The sequence below is a fragment of the Gilliamella sp. B14384G10 genome, assembly GCF_016101685.1.
Taxonomy (GTDB): Bacteria; Pseudomonadota; Gammaproteobacteria; order Enterobacterales; family Orbaceae; genus Gilliamella; species Gilliamella apis_A.
The window spans coordinates 439,905-461,756 of the sequence record NZ_JACFQA010000001.1; the positions used below are offsets into that span (position 1 = coordinate 439,905).

Annotated in this window: 17 protein-coding genes; 4 read left to right on the forward strand and 13 right to left on the reverse strand. The window is 33.5% G+C overall.

What is annotated here, in order from left to right:
• Nucleotides 1-150: 150 nt before the first annotated feature.
• The 6 genes from H3T54_RS02065 to H3T54_RS02090 all read right to left on the reverse strand — a co-directional run bounded on the left by H3T54_RS02065 (nt 151) and on the right by H3T54_RS02090 (nt 2,128).
• Nucleotides 151-489: a carboxymuconolactone decarboxylase family protein gene (locus H3T54_RS02065; protein ID WP_198220642.1), complete on the reverse strand. Its 339-nt coding sequence runs from the start codon at nt 487-489 to the stop codon at nt 151-153.
• Complete coding sequence (locus H3T54_RS02070; protein ID WP_198220645.1) at nt 482-691, reverse strand: hypothetical protein; 210 nt, start codon at nt 689-691, stop codon at nt 482-484. The genes H3T54_RS02065 and H3T54_RS02070 overlap by 8 nt, the downstream gene beginning before the upstream one ends.
• Before the next feature lie 20 nt (nt 692-711).
• Entirely contained in the window at nt 712-1,101 is a 390-nt protein-coding gene (locus tag H3T54_RS02075; protein WP_370527333.1) for an RNA polymerase sigma factor, read from the reverse strand.
• Nucleotides 1,065-1,241, reverse strand: a complete 177-nt coding sequence (locus H3T54_RS02080; protein WP_198220647.1) for a hypothetical protein — start codon at nt 1,239-1,241, stop codon at nt 1,065-1,067. Before H3T54_RS02080 ends, H3T54_RS02075 begins: the two co-directional genes overlap by 37 nt.
• Before the next feature lie 261 nt (nt 1,242-1,502).
• On the reverse strand, nt 1,503-1,787 hold the full coding sequence (locus H3T54_RS02085; RefSeq protein ID WP_110447466.1) for a YciI family protein: 285 nt from the start codon (nt 1,785-1,787) through the stop codon (nt 1,503-1,505).
• Nucleotides 1,788-1,900: 113 nt separating this feature from the next.
• Nucleotides 1,901-2,128, reverse strand: coding sequence for a ChaB family protein (locus H3T54_RS02090; RefSeq protein WP_110447465.1), 228 nt, complete (start codon nt 2,126-2,128; stop codon nt 1,901-1,903).
• Between the two features lie 293 nt (nt 2,129-2,421).
• On the opposite strand from H3T54_RS02090, the gene H3T54_RS02095 reads away from it, so the two are divergent.
• Nucleotides 2,422-3,558 carry a DUF3829 domain-containing protein gene (locus tag H3T54_RS02095; protein WP_198220650.1) on the forward strand — a complete coding sequence of 379 codons (1,137 nt, stop codon included), beginning with the start codon at nt 2,422-2,424 and terminating at the stop codon, nt 3,556-3,558.
• Nucleotides 3,559-3,622: 64 nt separating this feature from the next.
• Here H3T54_RS02095 and H3T54_RS02100 read toward each other — a convergent pair whose 3' ends face one another.
• The 6 genes from H3T54_RS02100 to H3T54_RS02125 all read right to left on the reverse strand — a co-directional run bounded on the left by H3T54_RS02100 (nt 3,623) and on the right by H3T54_RS02125 (nt 11,965).
• Nucleotides 3,623-4,615: an MDR family oxidoreductase gene (locus tag H3T54_RS02100; protein WP_198220652.1), complete on the reverse strand. Its 993-nt coding sequence runs from the start codon at nt 4,613-4,615 to the stop codon at nt 3,623-3,625.
• Between the two features lie 156 nt (nt 4,616-4,771).
• On the reverse strand, nt 4,772-6,004 hold the full coding sequence (gene sstT / locus H3T54_RS02105; protein WP_110447462.1) for a serine/threonine transporter SstT: 1,233 nt from the start codon (nt 6,002-6,004) through the stop codon (nt 4,772-4,774).
• A gap of 483 nt (nt 6,005-6,487) precedes the next feature.
• Complete coding sequence (locus H3T54_RS02110; RefSeq protein ID WP_198220654.1) at nt 6,488-8,236, reverse strand: biotin carboxylase N-terminal domain-containing protein; 1,749 nt, start codon at nt 8,234-8,236, stop codon at nt 6,488-6,490.
• Nucleotides 8,229-9,836, reverse strand: coding sequence for a 5-oxoprolinase/urea amidolyase family protein (locus H3T54_RS02115; protein WP_198220656.1), 1,608 nt, complete (start codon nt 9,834-9,836; stop codon nt 8,229-8,231). The genes H3T54_RS02110 and H3T54_RS02115 overlap by 8 nt, the downstream gene beginning before the upstream one ends.
• A gap of 102 nt (nt 9,837-9,938) precedes the next feature.
• Entirely contained in the window at nt 9,939-10,721 is a 783-nt protein-coding gene (locus H3T54_RS02120) for a LamB/YcsF family protein (protein WP_198220658.1), read from the reverse strand.
• Between the two features lie 8 nt (nt 10,722-10,729).
• Entirely contained in the window at nt 10,730-11,965 is a 1,236-nt protein-coding gene (locus H3T54_RS02125; RefSeq protein ID WP_198220660.1) for an NRAMP family divalent metal transporter, read from the reverse strand.
• A gap of 665 nt (nt 11,966-12,630) precedes the next feature.
• Between H3T54_RS02125 and H3T54_RS02130 the strand changes: the two genes are divergently transcribed.
• On the forward strand, nt 12,631-13,479 hold the full coding sequence (locus tag H3T54_RS02130; protein ID WP_198220662.1) for an aldo/keto reductase: 849 nt from the start codon (nt 12,631-12,633) through the stop codon (nt 13,477-13,479).
• Between the two features lie 106 nt (nt 13,480-13,585).
• Here the strand turns inward: H3T54_RS02130 and H3T54_RS02135 are convergent, their stop codons facing one another.
• Nucleotides 13,586-18,604, reverse strand: a complete 5,019-nt coding sequence (locus H3T54_RS02135; protein ID WP_198221129.1) for an autotransporter outer membrane beta-barrel domain-containing protein — start codon at nt 18,602-18,604, stop codon at nt 13,586-13,588.
• Between the two features lie 724 nt (nt 18,605-19,328).
• Here H3T54_RS02135 and H3T54_RS02140 point away from each other — a divergent pair.
• Both H3T54_RS02140 and H3T54_RS02145 read left to right on the forward strand, forming a co-directional pair.
• Complete coding sequence (locus H3T54_RS02140; RefSeq protein WP_198220665.1) at nt 19,329-20,480, forward strand: hypothetical protein; 1,152 nt, start codon at nt 19,329-19,331, stop codon at nt 20,478-20,480.
• The gene (locus tag H3T54_RS02145; protein WP_198220667.1) at nt 20,480-21,850 is read left to right on the forward strand and encodes a DUF6384 family protein; all 1,371 of its coding nucleotides are present in this window, start codon (nt 20,480-20,482) and stop codon (nt 21,848-21,850) included. Before H3T54_RS02140 ends, H3T54_RS02145 begins: the two co-directional genes overlap by 1 nt.
• The last annotated feature ends 2 nt before the right edge of the window (nt 21,851-21,852 follow it).

The following is a 21,852-nucleotide window of genomic DNA, read 5'->3' on the forward strand; positions in this document are numbered from 1 at the left end:
TAAATAGAATAAGGAAAATTTATCTTAAATTTGGATAACGAAGAGAATTAGGAAGAAAACAGGGAGTTATAAATTTGAACTTAAGATAATAAAAACTTGGCAGCTAATTTATGACTAAATAACTGCCATTTAAACAATAATACTAAGGAGTTAACCATTTTTTTGTTCAAATAATCGCGTTGCTAATAAACCATGAGCCATAGTTGCACCTGCTCTAACCGATGCGGAAATGGAAATTAATTCAGCCAACTCTTCTAAACTAGCTCCTGCTCGTTTTGCACCTTTGACATGAACATCAATGCAATAAGCACATTGCGTTGTTAGTGCGATAGCTAAAGCTATTAACTCTCGAGTTTTTATTGGAATATTTCCATCATTTCGCTTAATCGTTTGCTGATCAAAATCAATAAATGCTTGTGTTTCATTTGGAGCTGATTTCAATAAACATGCTAAATATTTAAAATCTTCTCTCGATTGATAATCACTCATATTGTTTTCCTTTTTGAGTTTGTAATTTATTTATTAAACTTAACAACCAACAGGCAGGACAACCTCGTAACAGCAAAAAGGCACCCACAACCAAAAACAATTTAAGCAAAAGCGGAAGTTGAAATAAAAATACAGCAAATATCAACGAAATTGCAGCTATACCTCTTATTAAATGTAAAATGATTGAGTTACGACAATACATTGAGTTCTCCTACATGTTATTTAAAATCTTGAAAGTTTTCGTGAATTAATTTTTTCTTTTATTAGCATTCTAGCTCGGTGCAATCGGCTTTTTACCGCCTCAACATTAATACCTTGTTGGTCAGCGACTTCTGGGGATGAATATTCCCTAATATCTCTTAAAATTAGAACTTCTCGATAGATTATTGGCAAAACAAGAATTGCATTGATCAAATCAATTTTGAGATCGATATCTGTATATGCTGTTTTGAGGCTATCGAAATCAAAACCTGAATCAATATTCTCCGAATTCCTAATTCTGAATAATCGATAACATTCACGTTCGACAATTCGAAATAACCAACTACTGAAGGTAGCCACCGTTTTCAACATGCTTATTTTTCGATATAACTGCCATAGTGCAATTTGCACCGCATCATCAATATCTTCCGAGCTTGAACAGGTTCGTCTTGCAAATCTTTATCTGGTTGACAAATGACTAGCAATTTTTCCAGTGCTTGTTTATCGCCCTTACAAGCTAATTCGATGAGTTGTTGTTTATTTTTACTCATTAGTTTTTAATCTCTAGCTAATAAAATCGTAATGAAATATTAAGTTTAAATGAGTTTAATATAACTTCATTGATAAAATGACCATACTTATATAGAGGTTAAAAAATATAAAAAAGGTTCAAATTTTTTATTAGTTTTGTTGAAATGAGGATTTAAGAATAGGAATAATTAAATAAGCTAATATGAATTTAGCTGCTTTGCGATAATTAACAATATGTTTATCAATTTCACTAATAGCATTGTTAATGTTTTAGATAATCATTAGATAAAATCATCAAACCCTTTGGCATATTTGCTAGGAACAAATTCAATTAATTCATATTGAGCAATTTGGTGAATATAAAATGGATCTTGTTGTATGATAGACATGGCTTGTTCATGACTCTCAGCACGACAAATAATAATACCACCAGTGCGAGGAATTTTGCGACCTGAAGCAATAAAATGTCCTAATTGATAATAACGCTCTAGATAATCAATATGTGCTTGTAAATATTTTTCAACTTGACTAATAGGTTTGAGATAAGAAAGAGAAAAAATGAACATCATAACTCCTTAATTTAAATATGAATAAGCCAACTATCCATGTCAGCTTAGCATTTATTCTTATTTATAGCATTATTAAATAATAAAACAAGCTATCTAAAATGTTTTAAGTTTTATTTAGCTACCCATTTGCCATGCTCATCCTTATGATAGACCTTTTCAACCGCTGACCAAGCAACACGAAAAGCAACTTGTTCAGCATCACTTTTATCGCGTCTTTTTTTCGGATCTTGATACTCTTTTATAGCACTATTAAAAGCTTCTTTAAAAATATCTTGAGCATGGGTAGGTAAAACATGTCGGACTGATTCAGGTAAATCATCTCTTGTTTGATATGGCATATCATATTCCCCTTCGAAATTAATCACAGATTATTGATAACTTTGATTGGTAACTACGAACATCACTGCAAAATAGTTAAGTTAGATTGAATCTAATCTGATTTTACTGAAAAAAAATTTTTCGAAATATATTGTTATTAATATAAACCTTAATTTGATACAAAAGAGCCTAAATAGGTTTACTTATTGATTAAAAAATAACAAATTGAGTTAATGTCGATTATTTAATAAACTATTACATACAAAAAGCTTAACTAGTTGATGTTATTATTTATATTAAATGGAAGAATTAAATGACAACAAAAATATTCACTTTAATTTTAGCTAGTTTATTAATAATTAGTTGCGATGATAAAACAAAACAACAACCAGCTGACCAACAACCTGTAGAATCTACCAATATATCAGCGATAGAACAAGCTCCTACTCCTGCTTCAGAATCAGAGCCAGAATCAGAACCTTCTCAATCAATAGAACAAACAATGGATGAAAATACGCGTCAAGCATATGCTCAATCCGAGAAAATGAACCTTTGGCTATCCGTATTTAATTATGATTATGGTTATTTTGGACGAAAGTTAAATAAAAACGTAAAAAATACTTCTACTTTAATTAATTTAGATCAAAAGGCAAAAAAAGTTCTTCAAAATTGTGGCGAAAAAAATAATGCCTGTACATTGGAAGCAATCAAAAAGGATCCTTTAAAAAATTTTTCTCTTGTTTTGAATTTATCTCTACCTTCTGAAAAATTACTACATAACTACAAACTATTAATTGATGAATTAGAAAAAAGTGAACCACGATTACTCGAATTAGATATAGAAGGTAAAAAATTTGCTGAAAATTATGTCAAATTAGCATTAGTTTTGCATGAACTACAAAAATACGCTCTTAATGGTGAATATCAATCAGATAATTACCAAAAAGCACCGAACCTTTTTAATCAACTAGCTAATTCATATAATGAGTTTATGCAAACACAACACTCAGCTAAACTTATTTATAATAAATTATACAATGAAATACATGATATTCAAAAATTGGATTTTAAAAAAAGAGGATTAACTCTTCAATATGATTGTATGGAAATAATGGACATAACAAAAGAAATTGTCGGATTAATTAATAATACGTTTGATGAAAAAAACAATTTCAAAAATTTAGATACACAAGCTATTGAACTGAAAATTCAACAAATTGTAGATATTTCTGATAATTTAAAAAAATATAAAGGTAATGACTCTGTAATAAAAACACAAGGCTTAAATCGCATTTACTATGATGGATTTGTTGATTATTTACCGAAAATGATTACGCAAATCAAGCTTGTTTTAAATAAGTTAGATGATAAAGATGTTAACCAAGAAATTAAATCATTAAATACAACTGAAAACTCTTTAATTCAACTATACAATAATTCAACCAACTAGTTAATAAATATGCAGCATTAATCTATGCTGCATATTTATTCTGCTTATTTAAGTATAAAGTTCACTAATTCACATCAACCACAAAGCGTCCTTTAATTCCACCAGCGATCATCTTATGTGCTATCTCAGAACATTGATCTAAAGTAATGATTTTAGCTATATGAGTATACAGTTTCTCGTCCATGTTTTCTGCTATTAATTGCCAAGCTGCAACCCGTTTATCATAACTTGCCATCACACTATCCACTCCCGATAGTGTTACGCCGCGTAAAATAAATGGTGCCACGGTTGCAGGTAAGTCCATACCTTGCGCCAAACCACAACATGCGACTATGCCACCATATTGAGTTTGAGCACAAATATTAGCTAATGTGTTTGAACCAACGACATCTATTGCAGCTGACCATAACTCTTTTTGTAACGGTTTATTCGGCTTTTTCAATGATTGACTATCAATAATATCAACCGCACCTAGTTTTGATAAATACTCTTTATCAGAAGTTTTACTTGTTGATGCTGTAACGTTAAAACCCAATTTAGACAATAATGCAATGGCCACAGAACCAACACCACCTGTTGCACCAGTAACTAAAACTTTGCCATCTTCTGGTTTAACGCCATAATCAATAATGCGTTTTACACAAAGTGCAGCGGTATAACCGGCTGTGCCCATAGCCATTGACTGATAACTAGTAAGGTTATTAGGTAGAGGGATTAACCAATCTGATTTTAGATAGGCATATTGTGCTAAACATCCCCAATGAGTTTCTCCACATCCCCAGCCATTTAAAATAACTAAGTCACCTGCTTGATAACGGCCACTATGGCACTCAATGACGGTACCCACACCATCAATACCCGGTACCATTGGCCATTGTCGAACTATAGGACTTTTATTCGTCAAGGCTAAAGCATCTTTATAATTGATGCTTGAATAATGAATTTGGACTAAAGTATCTCCCTGCTGCTGCAATAACAGCTGTTTAGTAATAGTCTTTAAGGAATTCGAAAATCCAGTAACCTCATCTTTTCCTAACATAATTGCATTGAATGACATGATAATTCCTTAATACATTTAATATGTAAATCATGATAAATATTCATCAGAGTAAATGCAATCATTGAGCTACTGATTGTGTTTTCAATTCATAAAAAAGCCTGATATCTATCAGGCTTAATAGTCATTATAAATTGGCTAACGAATAAATTGATTCTATTTTGCTTTATTACGCTGTACTTTCTCTGAAACAGCACCAATAAATACCACATCACTTGATGAATTAAGTGCTGTTTCAACTGAATCTTGAATTACGCCAATTGCAATACCAATACCAATGACTTTTGCTGAAATTTCATTAGGTATGCCAAACATACTACAAGCAACAGGAATCAACAGTAATGAACCACCAGCAATTCCCGATGCTCCACAAGCACAAACACTCGTTACAATACAAAGCAATACGGCAGAAAGAACATCAACTTCTATATGTAATGAATTAACAGTTGCTAAGGTTAAAATAGTAATAGTGATAGCTGCACCTGACATATTAATGGCTGCCCCTAACGGTACCGCGACGGAATAGGTATCTTCATCCATTTTTAGTTTTCGACAAATTTCCATATTAACCGGTATATTTGCTGCCGAACTACGAGTAAAGAAGGCTGGAATAGCACTCTCTTTTAATGAAGTTAAAACTAATGGATACGGGTTCTTACGCATGACCATATACGCCAGTAATGGATTAATGATCAATGCTACAATTAACATACTAGACACCAATACAAGAATTAAATGGGCATATTTAAGTAATTCTCCAAAGCCTGTTTCAGCAAGAGTTGAAGCGACTAAACCAAATACACCTAATGGCGCAAAACGAATAATAATTCTAACGATAAATGAAATAGCTACAGAAAGATCATTCATCATTGTTTTCGTGGTTTCACTTGAATGTCTTAATGCAATCCCAATACCAACACCCCAAATAATAAGACCGATATAGTTAGCGTTAACCAGAGCATTAATTGGATTGTCGATCATCTTGTTAAATAAAGTTTTTAGTACTTCAATAACGCTACCAGGCGGTGTCAATTTAGTTTGATTAGCGGTATCACCTAAAGAGATATCAGAAGGAAAGATAAAACTAGCAACAGTTGCTAATAAAGCCGCTAACATCATCCCTGCAAAATAAAGAGCCAATAGTTCTCCCATATTGGCCCGTTTACCATGTTGGTGATTAGATATTGAAGCAATAACTAAAATAAGTACCAAGATTGGGGCTACTGATTTCAAAGCATTAATAAAAAGTGATCCAATAAAGGACATATCTAATGCGACATCTTTTGAAATTGCCGCTAATGCAATACCTAAGATTAACCCCAAAATAATTTGTGGTATTAATCCTACTTTGAAATAAAAACGAACCAATTTATTGGTTGAATGTGTCATAGTGCTTCCCTATGTATAAAATACAAAACGGCAACCTTATCATAAATTAAAACTAAAACTATAAAAAAATTATCATGATAACTATTTTTTATATTACTTTGTTCAATTATTAAGTTTAATTATTATCCTGAATCTATATAAGGATTAGAGAGAGTCACCAATAACTATTATTATTCAATAAAAAATTTTGAGGAAAGGGGTTTTTGATAATGATAAAACGAGAATAGCAATAGGTAACTAATTCAAATTAGAGATGAATACTAGATATTATATCGTTTAATTTATCAGTTAAGATCCCAAACAATAAGATTAGAGAGATTTATATTAAAACCAGCAGGAAATTTAAATTACATATTAATCGCCGATATAACTGATTCGAAAAGACAATACTAATAATCTTAATATAAAAAACAATATGTTTTACCAACTGCAAGAATCTAATAAAACATATTGTTATTATTAATTTATAAATTATTTTTAATACTAAATAATTTCAGCAATAGGATCATCAGCATTAACATACGTACCTTCGGTATGAGAATGTTTCAAAATACCTTCACGATGAGCTATTACTTGAATTTCCATTTTCATTGCCTCGATAATTGCAATCATATCACCTTGTTCAACCTTTTGATTATCCTCAACCAACCATTTAAACAAATTGCCAGACACTGGAGCTGGAACAATTAAATCAAGATTTGTGTTAGTGGTTACAACTGATTGGGCTTCACTATTGGTCTGGCTGATAGATAATCCAGAAAATAGTTTCGCAGGTAAACCAAGCTTACAACGTTTACCATCAATTTCAATAAAGGTATGGGTCAATATATCTTCTTGCTGCGGAAGTTGCCTTTTGGCTGGTTCAAGTTCTGCATTAAAGTCCGTTTCAATCCAACGAGTATGCACATTAAACTGCTGGCAAAAATCAGGATGGTCTATCACTTTTTGATCAAATGGTAGCACACTAGCAACTCCCTTAATGGTAAACTCAGCTAATGCACGACGAGCTCTTGCCAAAGCCTGTTGGCGATTATTACCAACAATAATAAGTTTAGCCATGAGTGAATCAAATGTAGCAGGAATTACTGATCCTGCATGAACGCCACTATCTAAGCGAACACCTGGGCCTGTCGGTATATCAAAATGAGTTATCGTTCCGGCCACCGGTAAAAAACCATTAGCAGCATCTTCTGCATTTATGCGAAATTCAATAGCATGCCCTTGTGGTTGAGGCATTTGTTTAATACTAACAGGTAATCCTTGCGCTATTCGTAACTGTTCTATCACGAGGTCAATTCCTGTTGTTTCTTCCGTCACAGGATGTTCAACTTGTAATCGAGTATTTACTTCTAAAAAAGACAGTTTACCATCCTGACTCAGTAAAAATTCAACGGTACCAACGCCAATATAATTTGCTTTAGCACAGATATCGATTGATGCTTTAACTATTTGTTTTTCTATTTTTTCATCTAAAAAAGGTGCTGGTGATTCTTCTATCAACTTTTGATTACGACGCTGTAAAGAACAATCACGAGTACCAACTACAACAACATTACCATGTGCATCAGCGATAACCTGTGCTTCAATATGTCGAGGATGATGTAAAAATTGCTCTAAGAAACATTCACCACGTCCAAATGCTACCGTTGCTTCACGCACAGCTGAATCATAGAGTTCTTCTACTTCATCCATTTGCCAAGCAACTTTAAGTCCTCGGCCTCCACCGCCAAATGCTGCTTTAATTGCAATTGGTAATCCATGTTTATGTGCAAATTCAACAACTTCTTTGGCATTTTGTACAGGTTTATCCGTACCGGTAACTAGTGGTGCCCCTACTTCGATAGCAAGTTGTCGCGCTTTTACTTTATCGCCCAAAACAGATATTGTTTCAGGGTTAGGACCAATCCAAATTAAACCAGCATCTTGTACCGCTTTGGCGAATTCAACTCGCTCAGACAAAAAGCCATAACCGGGATGAACCATTGTGGCTCCAGATTTTTGCGCAATCGCAATAATCTTATCAATATTTAGATAGGTATCACTCGGTGTATTACCTGATAATCCATAAGCCTCATCAGCCATTTGCACATGCAGTGCATCCATATCAACATCGGCATAAATCGCTATCGATGCAAAATTCATATCTCGACAAGCACGAATAATCCGAACGGCAATTTCACCACGATTAGCAATCAATACTTTGTGTGCAACTTGTTTATTAATTTCAGACATGATTAACATGGCTCCCTTCAAATTCTTTAAAAACTCCAATCGGATTAAATTTTATTTTGGCATTAACTGGAATTTGACCAGCCAAATCCAAATGATAATTACATACTGCTGCAATAACAGGATAACCGCCTGTTAGAGGATGATCATTTAAAAATAGTACTGGTTGACCATTAGCAGGAATTTGTATTGCCCCCATACAAGTGCCTTCACTTGGTAATTCTTGTTGTTTTTCGCGCTCTAAAGGAATTTCCCCCAAAAGACGTAAACCAATACGATTTGATGCAGGGGTCACTTGCCACAATTGTGAAGTTAATTGTTGTATAGCTTGTTGTGTAAACCAATCGGTACGAGGGCCAAACATTATATCCAATTCGACAACATCATCTTTACACGGATAAGAGATAACGGGAGTTTCATTTAATGAAAGCGCATTAAAAGTCTGACTATTCTTAATCGCCAATGTTTGACCAACTTTTAGCGGATTAGGGCCAACTTGCGCCAATGTATCAAAAGAACAACTCGCTAAAATTGGTTGAATTTGCAAACCACCACGTACAGCAACATAACTGCGTACGCCATACTGCGCGTTACCTAAATGAACAATATCACCTTGTTCTAATTGGATCGGTTGATACATATGAGCGAAATAGCTTTCACCGCTAACTGTAGTAACTTTAATCTCACATGACGCCCCTGTCACAGCAATTATCATAGCGCTATTAATACGAGCTTTAAAACCACCTTGAGTTATTTCTAAAACAGCCTCATTAGTCGGATTACCTAGTATACGATTGGCACTATGCAGAGCTGCTTTATCCATTGCACCTGATTCTGAAATACCTAATTCAGCTTGTCCTATGCGGCCATTATCTTGTAATAAAGTTTGAATTCCAGTGGCTAATATCTCAATATCTTGAGATTGCTCTTGTTGTTCAACCGGTAGGGTCACTTTTTTCGATTGTGGTAAGCTATATTTAGTAGCAGTCTTACTTGCATCAATAAAATTTACTCGTGTACCTGGTTTAAAAAGTGCTGGCTCGTCACGATAAATATCCCAGACTTTAACGTTGGTAACACCAATCAGTTGCCAACCGCCGGGGCTTGCTTGTGGATAAACACTACTAAATTCACCAGCTAGGGCTACAGAGCCAGCAGGAATACGAACCCGGGGAGATTGACGGCGAGGAACATTAAGCTGAATATCCTTCGCTACCATATAAGCAAAACCAGGTGCAAATCCGCAAAAAGCAACCTGATATTCATTGCTTGTATGTCTAGAAATAACATCAGCAACGCTAATGCCTAAATATTCTGCTACAAAACCTAAATCCTCGCCATTATAACTAACTGGAATGGTAACTAATTCACCTGATCTTAATTGCCCTGAGGATACATCTAATTGAGCTATATATTGGGCAAGTTTATTTCCATCCAAAATAATGGAATTATATCGAACTAAAACAGTCCGAGCTGCTGGTATTATTTCATTTATATTCCATACATCTTTTTTATATTGTAATGCATCAGTTAATGCCATCACTTGTTCTAGAGTCTCTAACTCGACAAGCAGAGCATCAATATTAACTGGTAAAAAACGCATTATGCACCTCTAAAAGCCGCAAAGAAGATTGATTATAAGTAAATCTTTATTTGATAATTACGGCAAATAATTGAATTATATTGTTGCAATATCTACTGCAAATTACTCATTAATAACATCGGTAAATGAAGCAATTTTAACGCCATTATTTTGTAATTGTTGGCTAACTTTTTGCGCCATCGCTAAAGCGCCCATACTATCACCATGAACACAAATTGATCCAGCATCAACCTCAACAAACTCGCCTTCAATTGATATCAAACCACCGTCATTAACAAGTTGTAACATACGATTAGCAACAACATCTGGATCATGTAAGACTGCACCAACCTCCTTACGAGAGACTAATGTACCATCGGTATGATACGCTCTATCAGCAAATGCCTCAGCAACAACTTTCAAGCCACTTTCTTTAGCCCAACTGATTAATGGTGATCCAGCCAAAGCGACTAAAACAAGATGAGGATTAATCAGTCGAATAGCATCAATCGTTGCCATTGCTTGGCGCTTATCATGCGCTATCGTGTTATATAAAGCACCATGTGGTTTAACATAACTAACTTCAGCATCAATAGATTTTGCTAATCCAGTTAATGCGCCAATCTGATAAATAACATCAGCAATTAATTCTTCAGAGCCAATATCCATATTTCGTCGGCCAAAACCAACTAAATCAGGATATCCAACATGAGCACCAATACTTACATTATTTAACTTGGCTGCTTTTAATGTTTTTAAAATTCCTTCTGGCGAACCGGCATGAAAGCCACAGGCAATATTGGCACTGCTAACAACTTTCAGCATTGCCTCATCATTACCCATTTGCCATTGACCAAAACTTTCGCCAAGATCACTATTTAAATCAATAATCTTATTAGTAATCATGATGCCCTTCATTTTAAATAATTAAAAATAGTGAAAACAGACATTGCTCCCATATACCACGTGATAGCACAAACCAAAAGTCCTGACCACAATAGCCATCTAGGATAATGATAACCAGACATTAAATCCGCCCGTTTCCATCCGATGTAAACAAAGATAGTTAAACCAAGCGGTAATACTAAACCATTAAACCCACCAGCAAAAACCAGCAATGATACAGGCGCGGTACCCATAATTAAATAAATCGCCAATGAGGCTGCAATAAAAACAATAGTAGCAAATTGGCGTTGTTTTTCACTGATATTACGTTTAAAAGGTGTAATAAAAGTCATTGAGGTATAAGCGGCACCTATAATACTCGTGATGGCAGCTGCCCACAGTATCAAACCAAAAATACGCAAACCTAATTCGCCTAAAGCCGCTTGGAATGCTTGTGACGCAGGATTTGCGGCATAACTCGAAATATCGATTGTTACGCCACTGGCTACTACACCTAAAATGGCTAAAAACAAAATATAACGCATTAAACCAACAACCATGATCCCTTTTGTTGCTGCACCAGATACATAGTCTATATGTTCTACGCCAACCATACCTTTATCAAGTAAGCGATGAGCACCAGCATAGGAGATATAACCACCAACAGTACCACCAACAATGGTTGTGATTGAAGCAAAATCAATATTTGATGGTATAACTGTCTCTTTTAAAGCCTCTCCGACAGGTGGATGAGAAGCAAAGACCACAAACAGTGTCAAAATGATCATCAATAAACCTAAACCAATCATTAGGCGATCAATAAAATTACTCGCTTTACGTGATGAAAATATATAAACCGCCATTAGAGCACTAATTGCCCCACCCCACTTAGGATCAAGGCCAACTAATGCATTTAATCCTAGACCAGCTCCAGCTATGTTGCCTATATTAAAAACTAAACCACCAAATATAATTAGTATTGCTAATATATAACCACTAAAAGGTATAGTACTATTAGCGATATCGGATGAGTTCATTTTTGTTAATGCAACTACTCGCCAAATATTTTGCTGAACCACAAAATCTATAATGATAGAGGCCAAAATACCAAAACCAAAAGCAGTGCCAAGTGTCACGGTAAAAGTAGCTGTTTGAGTAATAAAACCGGGACCAATTGCCGAAGTTGCCATCAAAAAGATTGCACTAATCAGCGATGCTCGCCTATTTTTTATAAAAGCAACGGTACTGCTGCTATGATTTTCCATACGCATGTTCCTCTTTACTAAACTTCTCTGTAATTATGATTAATCTGATATTAATGCATGCAATTACTATGCCAATATTTCTAACATATTTCAAAAAACAATAGCAAATATAATTACTATTTTTTTAACAAAAAACTAATTAAAAAAAATTATAATGATTAATGATGTGCAAAGAATAAACCTATAGCGATATCTAATATCATTTAATGATCATGATATAACTTAATGAAGTTAGCAAAAAATTAAATAATAATTACTAATATTTTAAAAATAAATATTATATTTTTTTCAAAAATAATTATTTTTATAATAATTGGTAAATCAAATAACCATTGCACTATAACTGATCCATTCACTCAGCTTGTTTCCTATCCATCAATAATTCTTCTTTTTTTATTTAATACACTTTTTAAATAAATAGTTTTTATTGAAGTAATAATCACTTTACTAACTAAATAATAATTTATTTAAGATTAAAAAATTGAGGAAAGGTTTTTTGAAGATAAACATAAAGGTAAATAGCTAGTAAAACTACTATAAAACAAGTTATTTGTTGGCTAATGAGATAACATTTCCGCTTTACTTAATAGTGAGATTAATAAATAATCATTCGAAAAGACAACCGTTAATATTTTCAGTTAATTTTAATATTAGAGGTGTGCATTATGAAAAGCACAAAATTAAATAACGGCATTGAAATGCCTATTTTAGGCTTTGGTGTTTATCAAATTGATGAAAAACAGTGTGAGCGAGCGGTATTAGATGCAATTGATGTTGGTTATCGCCTAATTGATACCGCTACAGCTTATCAAAATGAACGCCAAGTCGGAAATGCGATTAAAGTGAGTGGAATTAACCGAAAAGATCTTTTTATTACTTCCAAACTTTGGTTAAATCGTGCTAGCTATGAAGGTGCTAAAATTCAATTTGAACAATCGCTAAATTTACTACAATCAGATTACATTGATCTATATTTAATCCACCAACCTTTTGGTGATATACATGGCGCTTGGCGAGCAATGGAAGAGTTGTATCAACAAGGAAAAATTAAAGCCATTGGTGTAAGTAATTTTCATTCAGACCGTGTTGCTGACTTGATAGCTTTTAATAAAATTAAGCCAGCCATCAATCAAATCGAAATTAATCCATTTAATCAACAATTGCAGACAGTACCTTGGATGCAAAGTAGAACTATTCAGCCAGAAGCGTGGGCGCCATTCGCTGAGGGAAAAAACGATATTTTTAATCACCCTGTATTAACTGTTATTGCCAATAAACATAATAAATCAGTTGGCCAAATTATTTTACGCTGGTTAATACAAAGACAAATTGTTTGCTTAGCAAAATCAACTAGAAAAGAACGAATGGCTGAAAATTTTAATGTTTTTGATTTTGAACTTTCAAATCAAGATCTCATCAATATTACCGCAATTGATACTGCAACTAGTGCATTCTTCTCACATCGTGATCCAGCAATTGTCGAGTGGCTAACTAAACGTAACCCTAATATTTAATTTTTCAATTGAATGAAAGTTTGACAAAAAACTAAAAATAATTAATTAAGCCGATATTTACTAGGTAATATCGGCTTAGCAAAGTTAACAAAATTTTATTTAACGATTACCAATTAGCACGGATACCTACAGAAGCACTAATTGGAGCTTTAACTCTGGCATCGCCACCATGAGTCCATGTGTGCCCTATTTCACTATATGCATTAATTTGATTATTAACTTCATAACTACCACCAATGGCTAATTCAGAACTGAATGATTTAACCCCATTACTAAATTCAGTAGCAGCATTTTTACTAGCAAAAGTGACATGATCAGCACCACTTGGTGAATAGAAAAGGTTTACCCGTGCATAAGGGCGCCATAATTCATTATCAGCTTTATAGTCACCTTCAAATCTAGCCCCAATACGGAATAGCCAAGCATTATTATCACTATGTTTTACTTTAGTTTTACCATTGATATGGCTATCTTTTAAATCTAACCATTGGTGAATTACTTGCGCTTGAGGTTCGATTTTCCAATTAGTATCAAATAAATCAAATGGTTTACCTGTTTCCATGGAGGCATTCAGACTATTTGCTTTTTGTTTGCTATTTTTATTACTATTTGGATTTACATCAACTCGGTGACGAGCAGCTTGTAAAACCATATCGAAATACCCGCCATCGTTTTGCATATAGGTACCATAAGCAGCCATAAAGTATGAATTAATACCATTACTACCTACACGCCCATATCTACCACTAGCAAAGCCATCAACACTTAAATTACCATGTAGATAACCGAAATATCCCCCTATTCGCCAATCGTTATTTTGCCAAATATCACTGCCCAATTGGAAACCTGAGTAGTTGCCTTTACTGTGTGCATTTGCAGTACCATTCTGTTTTACATTAATACGTTTAGTGATAATTCTTCCCCACCCTATTAATGAATCCTGCAATGGCGCATTACCAATACGTTGATGTAAATTACTTTGCATAAGGTTATCTGCTAAACGAAGTTGTTCAGCTATTGCACCAAACATTGATACTTCTTTACGATAAGTTTTTATTCTGGCTGGTTTTTCTGGTTCAGGATCTATTGGTCTCGTAGGGTCAGTTGGGTCGATTGGTTTAATTGGAGTTGAAGGATCTACTGGATCAACTGGATGTGTCGGTTCATTAGGATCTGTTGGTTCTGTAGGGTCAGTTGGGTTATTAGGTAAGTAAGAACGTAAATACCAGTTATTATTTTGATTATTAAGATCCCCTTTATGTAAATAATATTCATATGCACCCACATCTAGATGCTCTTGTTGCATTTTGAAAGCATCATTACTACTCGCTCCATCAACATGCACTAATTCAATACCATTAGTATTACTAGTATCAGCACCTAAACCATCAATATTATTAATCTCTATAAAAGTATTACCCGAAACATTACCTTGTACAAATAATCGATCGGTTGGACTATCACTATCTTGCACAACCGTGTCAAAGATTAACTTACCATTATCTCCAATATAATCACCTGCAATCGTTAAACGGTCACCTGCAAATTGATTACCGAGGGTAATCACACCACTATTATAAACACTACCACTAATATTAGATTGGTGCAGACCAGTTTTAAGATCCACCATAGCTCCTGAATTAATGGTTAATTTATCAGTATTTAAATCGCCAGTGAGTGTTAGTCTAGCAATACTGCTAAGATTAATATTTTCCCAACCAATAATAGCCACATCACCTATCGTACCATTAGAGGTTGATGAACCAATAAGATGTGTATTAAGGTTAAGGCTATCAACATCAGACGATCCATCTACGCGAAGTAATTTATTGCCCCCATCAACAACAGTCAATTGCGATATATCTGCACCCTCATTGATAAATAAGGTATCATTGCCAGTACCCAATCTAATTTGACCACTAACTTTAGAACCATTATTGAGGGAAATAATTGAATCAGTTGTTTCATTTTTAATCGCAATACCACTAGCAGAGGATATATCAGCGCCCTCATTTAAATTGATATAAGTTTTAAGACCTTCTTTACCAGAAGTATTAATGCCTATTCCAGTGATATTATTTTGGCCAACTACCTTTCCTGATATATCAAGTACAGTCATACCTGTGCCATTATTGGTTACCATAATACCATTATCAAAACCATTGATAATGCCATTAGATTGTTTAACAAATAGATCTGTTGCGGTATCACCATTAACGGCTAATATGCTTGAACCTTGATTAGCACTAATATCACCTTCAGCTATAATATTCGTTAAACCTCGTCCATTATTGGTAAGATTAACGCCATTCATCTCTCCCTGAATATTACTATCCGCTTCTTGTCTAAAGGATAGACTACTCGTATTGGCATCATTAGCTACAATAATGGCATCTAAAGTTTGACTAACAATTTGACCAGCAACTTTAATATTCGTTGAACCTTGCCCATTGTTGGTAAGATTGACACTATTGAGCTTGCCATTAATCTCACTACCTTTATTTTGACTAAAAAGTAAATTGTTTGTAGCTGACTCAGCAACAGCAAAAATGGCGTCACTATTATTACCAATCACTTTACCTGCAATACTAATTACCGTAGAGCTTTGACCACTATTGACTGCATATATTCCATAGCGATTTCCATTAATTTCACCAGCTGATTGGATAACATTAAGACTTTTAGAGCTAGTACCATTTTTCGCTGCTATACCATCTCGTTGTTTACCGATAACGTTATCTGAAGTAGTAATATTGGTTAATCCTTGACCATCATTTTCTATATTTATACCATCTTGATTACCGGTTATAGAGCCTTTTAATTGATTGATTTTTAAATCCGTAGCACTATTATTGTTAAACACACGGATTGCATCATTCCCAGCACCAGTTACATTGCCTGAAGTAGTGATAGCTGTGGTACTTTTGCCATTATTAGTAATATACATGCCGTATGACTCCCCTTGCATATTACCATCTAATTGTGACACCGTGATATCTTGGCTATTTTGATCATTGATTAATGTAATGGCATTATATTGACTACCAATAATGTCACCTGATGAGGTTACTGTTGTTTTACCACTACCTTTATTAGAAATATTAATACCATTAGTATTACCTTTAATTAGGCCTGATGTCTGCATCACATTGACATCTTGGCTATGGCTGTCATTATTAACTAAGATCCCTTCATTCTCTTCACCAATGACATCCCCAAAAGTATTCACATATGTAGATCCATTACCATTATTATTAAAATTAATACCACTTTTTTTGCCATAGATACGACCAGATGATTGTTTTGCTGTTAAATTTTGGCTATTTGTTTGAGTCACTGCATAAATACCATTACCTTGATGGCCTGATACTTGTCCTGCAGTTGAAATCGTGGTTGACCCAGTCCCTTTATGTTCAATATTAATACCATCTTGGTTACCATTGATATTACCTAACGATTGGATAATTGTAAGATCTTTGGTATTGGTCTCATTAACAGCAACAATACCATAATTAGTCTCACCGGTTATATCTCCAGAGCTACCAATAACAGAAGATCCATTACCTTCATTGTGAATATTAATACCATTAGATTGACCAGAAATCGTGCCTGCTGATTGATTAACCGTCATGTCGTGGGTATTAGCCTGATTAACGGCATAAAGGCCATCATTTTGTTGCCCAATCACTTCGCCATTAGTGGTAATTAAAGTTGAACCTGTACCTTGATTAGTCAAATTCATTCCATTAAGTGCACCTTTTATACTACCACTGGTTTGATTAACGTTTAAATCAGTTGTGTTGGCTCTACCCGTAGCTAATATACCGTCTTTTTGTTGTCCTTCGATCGCTCCATGACTTGAAATCGAAGTTATACCATTACCATTATTAACTATATTTATGCCGTATTCTTTACCTGTAATTTCACCTTTTAACTGATTAAAAGTTAATTTATTCGTATTGGCTTGATTAGTAATATTTACCCCATCGTTTTCATTACCAGTAACTGTACCTGAAGTTGTGACAATAGTTGATCCATTGCCATTATTAACAGCATTAATACCGTTTAATTTACCATTAATAACGCCTGAATTTTGAGTCACCGATAAATCATGAGTGTTGCTGCTATTATTGGCATAGATCCCATCATTTTGTTGACCAAGAATATTAGCTGAAACCGCAATTGTAGTAGAACCATTGCCCAGATTATTAGCTTTGATACCATTAAGTCCACCAGTAATAGAGCCACCATTTTGTGAAATCAGTAAATCACCTGCATTTTGTTCATTAACGGCATTAATACCGTCATTTTCATCACCAACCACCTCTCCATTGGAAGTAATATTGGTTCTACCTTTACCTTTATTATCAGCATTAATACCATTTTTTTTCCCATGAACATCACCTGCTGATTGGATTATTTTTAAACCTTGAGTATCACCATCGTTTACAGCCAAAATACCATCAAGCTCATCACCGATAACCGAGTCCGCAGTTGAAATTATTGTTATACCGTGTCCATTATTTACGGCGTTAATTCCATTGGCTTGCCCATGAACATTGGCGCCAACAAGTTCGGTAATGTTTAGATCTTGAGTCGAGGTGCTATTTATAGTTCTTATTCCATCACCCTGTTTACCCGTGACATCACTTGAAATCGTAATACCACTTGAACCATTACCGTTATGGTTAAGATTAATACCATTTTTACCACCAATAATATCTCCAGTAGATTGATGTAAAGTTATGTCACTAACATTATTATCACTAGTATAATTATAACCATCATCCTCAGATTCAATATGTTTGGACAGTAATATTTCTACTGGATCGTTAAAGTTAGTAACACCAAAAAGTAAGTTAACATAATTATTTATTTTTTTATTAGTTAATTGATTATTAGATAAATTTTTATTAACAATCTCATTTTTAACGTTTCGGGTGCAATTTTTGTTGAGTAATGAACTATCACATTGAGCATAACTCATCGGCGTCATGACTAATGTTAAACTGATAGCTGATGCTAAATTAAGTAAAAACAATCGACCTTTAGATTGTGCTTTTTCTGATGTAACGACGTACGCCTGACGCTGTGCATTCCAAACTAACTTAAATACTTTATTCATTATTTCCTCTCCAAAATAAATCTATATTGGTAAAACAACATTTTTATTTGAAAAATCTAATAGAGAATTTTTAAGTAGTGCTATTAAGTGCATGACCATTTGCTTTTTACAGCTAAGAAATCTATACAATTGTGGAGCGTGGCAAAAATTTCGAACAAATAAAAAAGACTTTATTTATCAAATGATAAGACTAAATTAGTAAATAATTTAAAATAGAAAAAGAAAAGCTATGTTATAGGTAATTTGATTTTCATAAAAGAAAACTGACTGGAACAACGCTCATTTTTACCACATAGTAGGTAAATTGGCAATTAAAAGAATAAAATATATTAATGTGTGTAAAAAAGAAAATGAATTTTATACCGATGATTTTTTTTAGCATTTCCTAAATTATTCAATCTATTATACACAACCAACTTTTAACTATATGGATCTGATAATTTAAACTTAATTATTTAATAAGTAGGCAAAATTTTAGCCGATTGCAATAACTTAAATTCTAAAATAACAATTTTACTCAAAAATTAAAATAGAAAATCAAGCAAAAAAACTACCCATTAAATAAACTATTTTATAATTAATATCCTACTATGCTCAAAATTCTTAGTTTTAATAATTCTTTTTAGAATCATAAAGAATATTGAGATAAATTGTTGTAAACAATATATTAAGATATAATTTAGAAGATTTGTCGATGTAATAATAAAAATTAAAGGATTTATAAATGTCTAGCCAGGTCATACCTTATATTGATAGAGCAGTACAATTATTAAATAAAATCGGAATTATTATTAAACCACAAGCCGATGCACCAATTTTAAAGTTATTGGATAATGTTGCCGAAATTGATAAAAATCGAGTTATCGCAATAGCACGAACCTTACAACAACAAAGTGCTTTTAACCAAGTGGTTCGCGAACAAATAGATGGTGTTGAAGTTTCACAACGTTACACCAAAATTGTTAATCATTTTGATAGTATCCGAACGGATATGGAAAAAATGCTAGGTTGGCTTGATGATGGTCGATTAGATTTTTTTGAAAGAATAAAAATAGGTTGGATGAAACTTCAACGAGGCTCTATTCCCGACCGATTCAATCTGATAAAAAAGACCTATTTACAGGTATCGCAAGAAACCGGTAATCAAATTGAGCGTGAGCATATTATTCTAAATGCCTATCAAGATTTTCGATTTGGATTGAAACAAGCTCAAATCACTGCCGAAGAATTAGTTCAAATAGCAACTGCTCGTCTTGAAGAATGTAAAAATAAATTATCTTTAGCCATTGCCGATGTAGATAATTTTAAAGAAGATGATCATGTGGCAAAAGCGCGTTTAGAGCTTATCCGCGATGAAGCATTACGTAATGTCCAACAAGAAGATAACCGTTATCAAATAATATTGGATTTAGCCAATAATTTAACCGTTTCTTATAATTCAGCAGAAGCAGTCTTTGCCCGTATACAACAAACAACCTCAGTGAAAGAACGAGTTTATCAACAAAGTGTAAGCTTTTTTTCCACCAATGAAATTGTTTTTACTGCATTAAGTGCATCAATCACTTCTTTAACTGGTTTAAGCGAAAGTACTAAAACGTTAGACGCGATGAAAGATGGCATGAATAAAGGTATTGAAAGCATTGCATCTGCGGGTAATAAACAATTAGAAGAAAGCTTACGTGCTGGATATAGCTCAACCATTAAAGCTGATTCGTTACGTGCTTTAGTCGACGCAATTGTCAATTATCAAGAATCAAGTCAACAGCTAATTGCCGAATTACGTAATGAATCAATTGATAATGCGAAAGAGATAGATCGTATTGTTGAAGATGGTAAACAACGCTTTAATAATATTATTTTAAAGGCTAATAATTAATGTCAAATATTAAGCTTAGTGACCAACTAGGTGCAATGGCAATCATTGACGAACTTTATCAAAAGCAACAATTATTACTTGAGCACCTTGATCATAACGCTTTGCGTACAAACTTAGCAGAAAATATAAAAAATTATTATCAAGCTAAGGGGCAAATTGTTAATGACGAAATCATTGAGAAGGGAATTAATCTTTGGTTTAACCAAAGATTACAATTTATTGCACCTAAACGTAGTTGGTTAATTCGTTTTTTTGCTTTTTGTTACATAAAAAGAAATATACTTTATCCTTTTATCGGTGTGATCTTAGTTATTTTATTGTTGCTCAACTTCAGCATATTAAAAAATATTCTAAAAATTAATGATAATATCGATACAACTTATAGTCATATTTTATCCCAAAAAAATACCTTAAATGATCTTAACAATAAATTTTTGCAAATTGATAAACTTCCTGTTTACTTTGCACAAGTTCCCGTAAAAAAATTAAAAGACTCAATTACTCATTTACTCAATCAAGAGATTAATCTTCATGTTACTGAATCAACGGAGATTTCATCGCCAACGTTTGAGATGAATCAGAAAACACTTAATGATCTAAAAGAACTTGATAACTCAATCTCCTCTACTTTACCTGAGATCACAAAACAAATAACAGAATTAAGTGAATTACTTGAAAAGGATAAAAAATTGGCCAATTTAATTCAAAGTAAAGAGTTTATAGAGGCAACTAAAAAATATCCTATTTTACAAATTTCAGTTGATAAAATTCTTGATAATCTCAATCAAGGACAACAAGATATTGATGTTGAACCAATAGAAACACTTTTTCATTCCGTTGGACGTGCTGAAGCTCTTGAAAATAAAATTCTATCTGATACTAAACAACTACAAACATTAAACGTACCTAACTCTGATATGAGTGAAGTTATTACTTTACAAAATGCCTTAACTGCTGATTTAAAAAATTTGAATTTTGAGCATGTCGAACATTATCAAGAAATGATGGCTTACTATATAAAACTAGCTCAAACCAATTTAACGTTAACTATTGTTGATCATCCAGATTATAAATCGGGAGTGGAGCGTACTCATGACAATACTAATGGTAAATCGTGGTACTTGATTGTCAGACCGATGACAACCAATAACCATTCAGATTCATTATGGGTACAAAGTATTGAAACTGGAGAATCAAAATTGGTAAATACATTTGGCCAACAAGTCACTTTAGAACAATATAACAGTGTTAAAAGCGATAAAATGCAAGATGGGCATATTGATAACAATAAACTTTGTACCAAACCGAAAGGACGTTTAATCTTCAATTGTCCAAAATCAGTGAAATCTGGAAGGATTTTAGAGTGGTAAAC

Bases quoted from the DNA above. Each gene is read 5' to 3' on its own strand.
- H3T54_RS02065 (WP_198220642.1), bottom strand. From the start codon at position 489: ATGAGTGATTATCAATCGAGAGAAGATTTTAAATATTTAGCATGTTTA.
- H3T54_RS02070 (WP_198220645.1), bottom strand. From the start codon at position 691: ATGTATTGTCGTAACTCAATCATTTTACATTTAATAAGAGGTATAGCT.
- H3T54_RS02080 (WP_198220647.1), bottom strand. From the start codon at position 1,241: ATGAGTAAAAATAAACAACAACTCATCGAATTAGCTTGTAAGGGCGAT.
- H3T54_RS02085 (WP_110447466.1), bottom strand. From the start codon at position 1,787: ATGTTCATTTTTTCTCTTTCTTATCTCAAACCTATTAGTCAAGTTGAA.
- H3T54_RS02090 (WP_110447465.1), bottom strand. From the start codon at position 2,128: ATGCCATATCAAACAAGAGATGATTTACCTGAATCAGTCCGACATGTT.
- H3T54_RS02095 (WP_198220650.1), top strand. From the start codon at position 2,422: ATGACAACAAAAATATTCACTTTAATTTTAGCTAGTTTATTAATAATT.
- H3T54_RS02100 (WP_198220652.1), bottom strand. From the start codon at position 4,615: ATGTCATTCAATGCAATTATGTTAGGAAAAGATGAGGTTACTGGATTT.
- sstT (WP_110447462.1), bottom strand. From the start codon at position 6,004: ATGACACATTCAACCAATAAATTGGTTCGTTTTTATTTCAAAGTAGGA.
- H3T54_RS02110 (WP_198220654.1), bottom strand. From the start codon at position 8,236: ATGTCTGAAATTAATAAACAAGTTGCACACAAAGTATTGATTGCTAAT.
- H3T54_RS02115 (WP_198220656.1), bottom strand. From the start codon at position 9,836: ATGCGTTTTTTACCAGTTAATATTGATGCTCTGCTTGTCGAGTTAGAG.
- H3T54_RS02120 (WP_198220658.1), bottom strand. From the start codon at position 10,721: ATGATTACTAATAAGATTATTGATTTAAATAGTGATCTTGGCGAAAGT.
- H3T54_RS02125 (WP_198220660.1), bottom strand. From the start codon at position 11,965: ATGGAAAATCATAGCAGCAGTACCGTTGCTTTTATAAAAAATAGGCGA.
- H3T54_RS02130 (WP_198220662.1), top strand. From the start codon at position 12,631: ATGAAAAGCACAAAATTAAATAACGGCATTGAAATGCCTATTTTAGGC.
- H3T54_RS02135 (WP_198221129.1), bottom strand. From the start codon at position 18,604: ATGAATAAAGTATTTAAGTTAGTTTGGAATGCACAGCGTCAGGCGTAC.
- H3T54_RS02140 (WP_198220665.1), top strand. From the start codon at position 19,329: ATGTCTAGCCAGGTCATACCTTATATTGATAGAGCAGTACAATTATTA.
- H3T54_RS02145 (WP_198220667.1), top strand. From the start codon at position 20,480: ATGTCAAATATTAAGCTTAGTGACCAACTAGGTGCAATGGCAATCATT.